Below are 7683 nucleotides of genomic sequence, written 5' to 3'. Positions count from 1 at the left end.
GCCGCTCGCGCTCTGCGCCGTCCTGGTGCTCGGCTGGTCCGGCCCGCTGCTCCTCCTCGGCGGCAACGACTCCGGCGTACGGGCGCCCTCGCCCCGCTGCTGGCCACCGTCCTCGACGCCCTGGAGACCGGCGCCGCCACGCGCTCCGGACCGCTGCCGGCCGGCAGCCCCGCCGAACTCGCCGCACTCGTCGACGAGGCGCTGGCCGCCGCCGACGGCCCCGGAGCCCTCGCCCGGCTCACCGAGCTCCTCGCCCACGGCGCCGCCGACCCCGCCGACCCGGCCTGCGCCGCCCACCTGCACTGCCCGCCGCTGGCCGTCGCCGTCGCGGCGGACCTCGCGGTCAGCGCCCTCAACCCCTCCCAGGACTCCTGGGACCAGGCCCCCGCCGCCACCGCCCTGGAGAGCGCCCTGCTCGCCGAGCTCGCCGCACTGGTCGGCTACGACCCGCAGCGCTCCGCCGGCGTCCTCACCTCCGGCGGCACCGAGTCCAACCTCATGGGGCTCATGCTGGCGCGCGACCAGAAGCTCGACGGCATCGTGGAGTTGGACGGCATCCCGGTCGGGCCCCGGCCGTGCATCCTCGCCTCCGAGGCCGCGCACTTCTCCGTCCAGCGCGCCGCCGCCCTGCTCGGCCTCGGCGAGCGGGCCGTCATCCCCGTCCCGGTCGACCGCGGGCTGCGGATGCGGGCCGACGAACTGGAGCGGGCGATGGCCGAGGCCGGCTGGGCCGGACGGACCCCGATCGCCGTGGTCGCCACCGCCGGCACCACCGACACCGGAGCCGTCGACCCGCTGGCCGCCGCGGCCGACCTCGCCGGCCGCTACGGCGCCTGGCTGCACGTGGACGCCGCGTACGGCGGCGGCGCGCTGCTCTCCGACCGGCTCGCCCCGCTGCTCGACGGCATCGCCCGCGCCGACTCGGTCTCCCTCGACTGGCACAAGCTCGGCTGGCAGCCGGCCGCGGCCGGGGTGTTCCTGGTGCGCCGCGCCGAGACCTACGTGTCGCTCGCGCGGCGCGCCGAGTACCTCAACCCGGTCGACGACGAGCAGGCCGGCTACCCCAGCCTGCTCGGCCGCTCGCTGCGCACCACCCGCCGGGCCGACGCCTTCAAACTCGCCGTCACCCTGCGCACCCTCGGCCGCGACGGGCTCGGCCGGCTGGTCGACACCTGCCACGACCTCGCCCGGGCCGCCGCCGACGCCGTGCGCGCCGAGCCGGCGCTCGAACTCCACACCGAGCCCGTGCTCACCGCCGTCCTCTTCCGCTACCGGCCGCCCGGTGTGACGGACGAGGCGGCGCTGGACGAGCTGAACGGCCGGCTGCGGCGGCTGCTGCTGCGCACCGGCCGGGCGGTGGTCGGCCGCACCGAACTGCCGGGCGACGGGCCGGGCCGGGTCCGGCTGAAGCTCACGCTGCTGAATCCGCACACCACGGTGGGTGAGGTCGGCGCGCTGCTGCGGGACGTGGTGGGCGCCGGCCGCGAGGCGGCGGGAGAGCGGGCGGGGTAGGGCGACCGGGGGGCCGGTGCTCGCCGGCCGCAGGTGCGCGTGCCGGGGTGCTCGGGGTGGGGGTGCTCGGGCCGGGGAGTCCGGGCGGCCGGGGCCGGGGTCAGCCGGCCAGCAGGATCGACCTGGTGAGCTCCCAGGTCTCGGGGTCGGCGGCGACCAGGAGGCCGTCCTCGCAGCCGGGGGCCTCTGGGCGGTACGGGGTGCCGTCCGGGCGGGCGGAGACGCCGCCGGCCTCGGTGACCAGGAGGGAGCCCGGGGCGTGGTCCCAGGGGAGGGTGCGCCAGTAGAGGACGAAGTCGGAGCGGCCGTCGACGACGTCCGGGTACTCGATCCCGGCGGCGTGCCGACCGGCGGAGATCTCGCCGAAGGAGGCCACGTTGTCCTGGAGCCGGCGGCGGTGCTCGGCGTCGAGGTAGCGGCTCTTCACCGAGCCGCGCAGCTTCGAGACGTCCTTCGGTGCCGGAGGGCGACTCAGACGGACGCCGTCGCGCCAGGCGCCGGAGCCCAGTTCGGCGCAGTAGGCGGTGGCGGTGGCGGGCTGCCAGATCCAGGAGGCGACGGTCCGGCCGGAGCGGACCAGGGAGCACATCACGGCGTACTCGGGTCTGCCGGCCACGAAGTTGGCGGTGCCGTCCACCGGGTCGACCAGCCAGGCGGCGGGCTCGTCGTGGAGCGCCATGGCGAGTGCCGGGTCGGCGGCGACGGCCTCCTCGCCCACCACGGGGACGGGGAGCAGCTCGTGCAGTCGGCGGGCGATGATCGCCTCGGCCTCACGGTCGGCGACCGTCACGAGCTCGCCGGGCGCCTTCTCCATCACCTCGCCGGCGGCCAGCGCCCGGAAGCGCGGCTCAACCGCCTCGGCCGACGCCTCGGCGAGTATCTCCGCCACCTTGTCCATCAGCACGTTCGCGCTCCCTTCGCTGCCTACCACTCTCCCACGAGTGGAGGAACGGGGCGGCGGCGGACCAGTGGGGCGCCGGCGGACGGCGGGCGACGGATGACGGGCGACGGATGACGGCCGGATGACCGCCGACGGATGACAGATGACAGCTGACAGATTTCGAAATCTGTCAGCTGTCATCTGTCATCCGTCGCTCGTTCCCGCCGGCTCCGCCGCCGGGCCGGGTGCCCGTCCGGCCTCGCCCGCCCCGGGCCTCCGGCGGGGATCCGTCGCCCACGCTTCCTGACGATCCGTCCACGAACCTGTCGCACAGGATGGTTGGCTTCCAGCGGCATCGGCTATGGTCGCCGGCATGATCGATGCCACCATGCGGGTCCGGATCGCCCGTCCCTCGCGCGACATCGCGGCGGCCGAGCGCTTCTACGTCGACGGCCTCGGCCTCGCCGTGCAGTGGCGCAGCACCGAGCGGGTGTCCGGCAAGCACGACCTGCTGATGGTCGGACCGGCGGGCGGCAGCTGGCACTTCGAGCTGACGCACGACCCGGAGCGGCCGTTGGAGCCGACCCCGACGGTCGACGACCTGTTCGTCGTCTACCTCGGTGCCCCGGCGGACGAGGCGCTGGTCGCCAGGCTGGAGGAGCTCGGCGGCACCCGGGTCGAGTCCCGCAACCCGTACTGGGACGAGCACGGCGTGACGGTGGCCGACCCGGACGGCTACCGGTTGGTGCTCTGCTCCCGCACCTGGGGTGTTTGAGCCCCCGTCTCCTCGGGTGCCCAGTCGACCGCACCCGCACCCGCGCCCGTGCCGCTACCCCCGTGCTGCGCGGGGCCGGGGCGCCATCCCGCGGCCCCGCCGGGCAGCACCGCGACGCCCCGGTCCAGATCCACGCCGAACCGCGGAGGCGCTCCGGCCTGCGCGTCGTCCCGCAGTACGAGCTGATCCCGCTTCTGCTCCACCTGCACCTGCTTGCCCGGGCTGAACAGCGCGTGCAGCTCCTCGAGGCCGCCGGCGCCCAGCCCCGCCCCGGGCCCGCGCCGCCGCGGCCGGGACGAGGACTCGCCCTGGACCTGCCACATCGCCAGGAGCACCAACCCCAGCACCGTCGCGACCGTCGCCGCCAGACCCACGATCAACCCCATGCCCGCTCAACGCGCCCACAGGGCCCGGGCGTTCCCCGCGGACGGACCCCGGAATCGCCCAGGAACCGCCCCGGACACGCCCCGGACGCGCCCCGAACCGCCCCGGACGCGCCTCGGGCGCTCCGCGGGCGCAGTGCGACGGAAAGCACAGGGGTGGGGTGGCGGGTCACCGGATACGCTGCCGGTCGAACCGGAAGGAGCGCCCCTCACCATGCCCGTACGCGGAACCCTCGTGGACATCCCGACGGCGGACGGCATCGCCGACGCCTACCTCGCCCATCCCGACGACGGTCGGGCCCACCCGGGTGTCATCCTCTACATGGACGCCTTCGGGCTCCGGCCGCACCTGGAACGCATGGCCGACCGGCTGGCCTCGGCCGGGTACACCGTGCTCGTTCCCAACGTGTTCTACCGCGACGGCCGGGCACCGGTCGTCGAACTGCCGGAGCTCATCGACCTGGACCGGGCCGACGAACTCTTCGCCCGGATCGTCCCGTTGCTCGGCACGCTCACCCCGGAGGCGACCACCCGCGACGCGGACGCGTACCTGCGCTGGCTCGCCGAGTCGCCGCTGGTCCAGGACGGTCCGGTCGGCCTGACCGGCTACTGCCGTGGGGCGCTGCTGGCGCTGCGCACGGCCGCCAGCCACCCGGACCGGGTCGCCGTCGCGGCCGGGTTCCATGGCGGGAGCCTCGCCACCGACAGCCCGGACAGCCCGCACCTGGGCGCCGACCGGATCACCGCCGAGCTGTACTTCGGCCACGCGGACGAGGACCCGTCGCTGCCGCCCGAGCAGATCGACCGGCTCGCCGAGGCCCTCACCGCCGCCGGTGTCCGGCACCGGGCGGAGGTCTACGCCGGCGCGCCGCACGGCTACACCCAGGCCGACACCAGCCGCTACGACGCGGCGGCCGACGAGCGGCACTGGGAGGCGCTGCTCGGCCTGCTGGGGCGGGTCCTGCCGGCCTGAGGTCGACGGCCTGACCGGACACCGACGGGCCGCCGACCTGCCACTGACCGGCCAACGGGCCAGCTGACCTGTGACCGGCCCCGGGGGAGGGGCCGGTCGACGAGACCAGGGGGGCGGCACATGAACACCACGCGGGGCGAGCGGGGGGCGCCACCCTCGGGGGAGGGCCTGCGGAGCGTCCAGGCGGCCGTCGCCCGGGCGCTCGGCGAGCACCTGCCCGACGGTGTGCGTACGGGTGAACTCGACCGTGGTGGAAGGGCGTTGCGCTGGGTGGAGGCCGGTCGGGGAGGTGTCGCGCCGGTGGTCCTGATCGCGGGCTGCGGCACCACGGCGCTCGGCTGGTCGGCCGTCCTGCCCGAACTCGCCCGGTATGGAAGGGTCGTGGCGTACGACCGGGCCGGTCTGGGGGCCAGCGAGCCCGAGTCGGGTGCCGCACCGACGGTGAGCGGCCAGCTCGCCGATCTGGCGGCCCTGGTCCGGCACCTGGGCGCGGGCCCGGCCCTCCTGGTGGGGCACAGCTGGGGTGCCCAGACGGCCCAACTCCTCGCTTGGGAAAGGCCGGAGCTGGTGGCCGGGCTGGTGCTGGTGGATCCGGCGCACGAGGACTTCCAGCCGCGGTCCATCGAGGTCGCCGAGGCCGTGCTGAACCGGCTGTGGCTGTACCGGGCCGCGCTGTCGCGGACGGTGCCGGGGCCGGGTGAGCCACTCGACCGGGCCGAGGCGGCCGTGGTCGCCCACCGGCACCAGCGGCGGGCCGTCCTCGCCGAGCAGCGGTTGACCGTGGCCGCCGCCCCCGGGGTCCGGCGGCGCCGAGCCGGGGCCCCGCCGTTGGAGGCGCCGTTGGCGGTCCTGAGCGCGACCCGGGGTCTGCCCCGCGCGATGCGGGTCCACTGGACGGCCCTGCAGGCGGGCATCGCGAGGCGCGCCGTCCGGGGGACGCACGCCGAGGTCCACGGCGCCGGTCACGCCATTCAGGCGGACCGGCCCCGGGCCGTCGTCGAGGCCGTCCGAGAGGTCGCGGACCGGGCTCGATACTTTGGCGGAAACTGACGACTTGTGGCCAATTCCTTTTCGGAACCGCACAGCTGAGGCTGTGACACGCTCTGGCACACTGTGTGCCGACGACCCGTCGGGGCGGGGTCATGACATGGGGGAGCAGGGGTATGAGCGGCGTGGGCACCGTGCTCGGTGGGCGGTACGAGCTGATCGAGAGGATCGGCGGCGGAGCGATGGGCTCGGTCTGGAAGGCCGAGGACACCGTGCTGGCGCGGCGGGTCGCGGTCAAGATCCTGCGCTCGGAGCTGCTGGAGGACGACACCTCGGCCCAGCGCTTCCGCCGCGAGGCCCAGCTGGTGGCCGCCGTCGACCACCCCGGTGTGGTGGGCGTCCACGACTACGGCGAGAGCGGCGGGGGAGACGAGGAGCGCTGCGCCTACATCGTCATGGAGCTGATCGACGGCCGCCCGCTGGACCGGGTGCTCAAGGACACCGGGCCGATGACCGTCGAGCGCACCCTCGGACTGGTGGCCGGCGCCCTGGACGCGCTGCACGCGGCGCACCGGCGGGAGATCGTGCACCGGGACGTCAAGCCGTCCAACCTGATGGTGCGCGACGACGGGCGGGTGGCCGTCACCGACTTCGGCATCGCCCGGGCGCTCGCCAGCACCAAGCTCACGGCCCCGTTCGCGATCATCGGCACCGCGCTCTACATGTCCCCGGAGCAGGCCGAGGGCGCGGACCTCGGACCAGCCACCGACCTCTACTCGATCGGCGTGGTCTGCTACGAGCTGCTGACGGGCGAGCCGCCGTACTCCGGTGACGGACCGCTCCAGATCGCGCTCAAGCACGTCAACCAGCCGGTGCCGGAGCTGCCGGAGACCTTCCCGGCGCCGGTGCGGGCGCTGGTCGCCCGGGCGCTCGCCAAGAAGCCCGAGGAGCGGTACGCCGACGCCGCCGAGATGGCGGCGGCCGCCCGTGCGGCACTCGCGGGGGAGCACCCCGCGGCCCGGCCGGTGCTCCGGAAGACCGGACCGGCCGACAGCGGGACCGTCCGGCTCCGGCCCGGTGCGGGTGCGGCGGCGAAGGGCACCGGGGCCCCGGGGGCCGAGGGCGCGGCGGCGGTACCGGCCGCGGCGGGGGTCGTGATGGCGCCCGCCGAGGGCGGAGCCCAGGTGCCGGACGAGGTCGCGAAGGTGGAGCCGCAGGCGCCGACCGAACCCGGCCGTCGGCGCTCGCGGCGCACCCTGCTGGTACCCGTCGTCGTTCCCGTCGTCATCTCGATGGGCACGGCGACCGTCCTGCTGATCGACCGCGGTGCGGGCGGCTCCGACGCGGCGCGGCCGCCCGCCGCACAGCCGACGGTCGTGGTCACCGCGCCCGTGACCCCGGGTGGCGGCACGTCGGCGCCCGCGGTCACCACCGCACCCGCCGCCCCTGCGCCGACCGACACCCCGGCGGCCACCCCGGGTGCCGACCAGCCGACGCCGGGCGCGGCCCAGAACCCGCCGCAGGCCGCACTCCCCCCGGCCGCCGCACCGGGCGGCTCCGGCGCCGGCCGGACCGGCGGTACGGGCGCGGCGGCCGGAGGGGCGTCGGGAGGGGCGTCGGGAGGTCAGGCCAACCAGTCCGGCGGCGGCACCCAGCCCAACCAGCCCAACCCGCCCGCCAACCAGAACCCGCAGCCCCCGGCCCAGACCGCCGGCGGCACCGCCAACAGCCCGGCGGGCTCGAACAGGCCGCCGTCCTGCGAGGGGAGCAGCTGGACCACCATCGTCAGCGTGAAGGACGGCCGTGCGATCGGGCTGCGCGACGACAACCTGAAGGGCGACAACCCGATCGTGGTCGGTGGCCACACGCAGTACGGCTGGGTGCGGTCGACCAACCCGGGTTCGTGGATCCTCTTCAACGCCTGCAACAACGGCGGCCCGATGATGGTCCAGACGATGGACCGGCAGGTGGTCCTGAACAGCGGGTTCAGCTTCCTCACCAACTGGACTGTCCGCACCGGAAGTTCCGCGGGCTCGTACACGCTCGGGGACTACCAGAACCAGAGCTGCATGACGAACAACGGCCCCGGCGGCGCCGTCACCATGGTCGCCTGCACCCCCGGCAACACCGCCCAGGAGTGGCGGTTCCAGTGAGGGAGCCCGCGGCGACCGCG

General features: G+C 75.6%; 7 protein-coding genes. 5 read left to right on the top strand and 2 right to left on the bottom strand.

Annotated elements, in window-relative coordinates; all coding sequences use genetic code 11:
• Positions 1-12: 12 nt before the first annotated feature.
• Positions 13-1512 (top strand): pyridoxal-dependent decarboxylase, encoded by a 1500-nt coding sequence (locus AB0E96_RS12420; protein WP_359821936.1) that lies wholly within the window; start codon positions 13-15, stop codon positions 1510-1512.
• Between the two features lie 100 nt (positions 1513-1612).
• On the opposite strand, the gene AB0E96_RS12415 is transcribed toward AB0E96_RS12420, so the two are convergent.
• Entirely contained in the window at positions 1613-2410 is a 798-nt protein-coding gene (locus AB0E96_RS12415; protein WP_359821933.1) for an inositol monophosphatase family protein, read from the bottom strand.
• A 355-nt stretch (positions 2411-2765) separates the two neighbouring features.
• Here AB0E96_RS12415 and AB0E96_RS12410 point away from each other — a divergent pair, with 355 nt between their 5' ends.
• The gene (locus AB0E96_RS12410; RefSeq protein ID WP_359821930.1) at positions 2766-3167 is read left to right on the top strand and encodes a VOC family protein; all 402 of its coding nucleotides are present in this window, start codon (positions 2766-2768) and stop codon (positions 3165-3167) included.
• Here AB0E96_RS12410 and AB0E96_RS12405 read toward each other — a convergent pair.
• Entirely contained in the window at positions 3128-3553 is a 426-nt protein-coding gene (locus AB0E96_RS12405) for a DUF6191 domain-containing protein (protein ID WP_359821927.1), read from the bottom strand. The two genes, AB0E96_RS12410 and AB0E96_RS12405, sit on opposite strands and share 40 nt — an antisense overlap.
• Positions 3554-3764: 211 nt before the next feature.
• Here AB0E96_RS12405 and AB0E96_RS12400 point away from each other — a divergent pair, with 211 nt between their 5' ends.
• The 3 genes from AB0E96_RS12400 to AB0E96_RS12390 all read left to right on the top strand — a co-directional run bounded on the left by AB0E96_RS12400 (position 3765) and on the right by AB0E96_RS12390 (position 7663).
• The gene (locus tag AB0E96_RS12400; protein WP_359821924.1) at positions 3765-4523 is read left to right on the top strand and encodes a dienelactone hydrolase family protein; all 759 of its coding nucleotides are present in this window, start codon (positions 3765-3767) and stop codon (positions 4521-4523) included.
• A gap of 120 nt (positions 4524-4643) precedes the next feature.
• The gene (locus AB0E96_RS12395) at positions 4644-5573 is read left to right on the top strand and encodes an alpha/beta hydrolase (RefSeq protein ID WP_359821922.1); all 930 of its coding nucleotides are present in this window, start codon (positions 4644-4646) and stop codon (positions 5571-5573) included.
• Positions 5574-5686: 113 nt separating this feature from the next.
• Positions 5687-7663, top strand: a complete 1977-nt coding sequence (locus tag AB0E96_RS12390; protein WP_359821919.1) for a serine/threonine-protein kinase — start codon at positions 5687-5689, stop codon at positions 7661-7663.
• The last annotated feature ends 20 nt before the right edge of the window (positions 7664-7683 follow it).

The sequence above is a fragment of the Kitasatospora sp. NPDC036755 genome (assembly GCF_040636595.1).
Taxonomy (GTDB): domain Bacteria; phylum Actinomycetota; class Actinomycetes; order Streptomycetales; family Streptomycetaceae; genus Kitasatospora.
The sequence above is the reverse complement of the archived record's forward strand: the minus strand, read 5'-3'. Positions and strand labels throughout refer to the sequence as shown.

What these genes read in the sequence shown, in the direction of transcription:
- AB0E96_RS12405 (WP_359821927.1), bottom strand. Translation starts at nt 3,553, where the DNA reads ATGGGGTTGATCGTGGGTCTGGCGGCGACGGTCGCGACGGTGCTGGGG.
- AB0E96_RS12410 (WP_359821930.1), top strand. Translation starts at nt 2,766, where the DNA reads ATGATCGATGCCACCATGCGGGTCCGGATCGCCCGTCCCTCGCGCGAC.
- AB0E96_RS12395 (WP_359821922.1), top strand. Translation starts at nt 4,644, where the DNA reads ATGAACACCACGCGGGGCGAGCGGGGGGCGCCACCCTCGGGGGAGGGC.
- AB0E96_RS12415 (WP_359821933.1), bottom strand. Translation starts at nt 2,410, where the DNA reads ATGGACAAGGTGGCGGAGATACTCGCCGAGGCGTCGGCCGAGGCGGTT.
- AB0E96_RS12400 (WP_359821924.1), top strand. Translation starts at nt 3,765, where the DNA reads ATGCCCGTACGCGGAACCCTCGTGGACATCCCGACGGCGGACGGCATC.
- AB0E96_RS12390 (WP_359821919.1), top strand. Translation starts at nt 5,687, where the DNA reads ATGAGCGGCGTGGGCACCGTGCTCGGTGGGCGGTACGAGCTGATCGAG.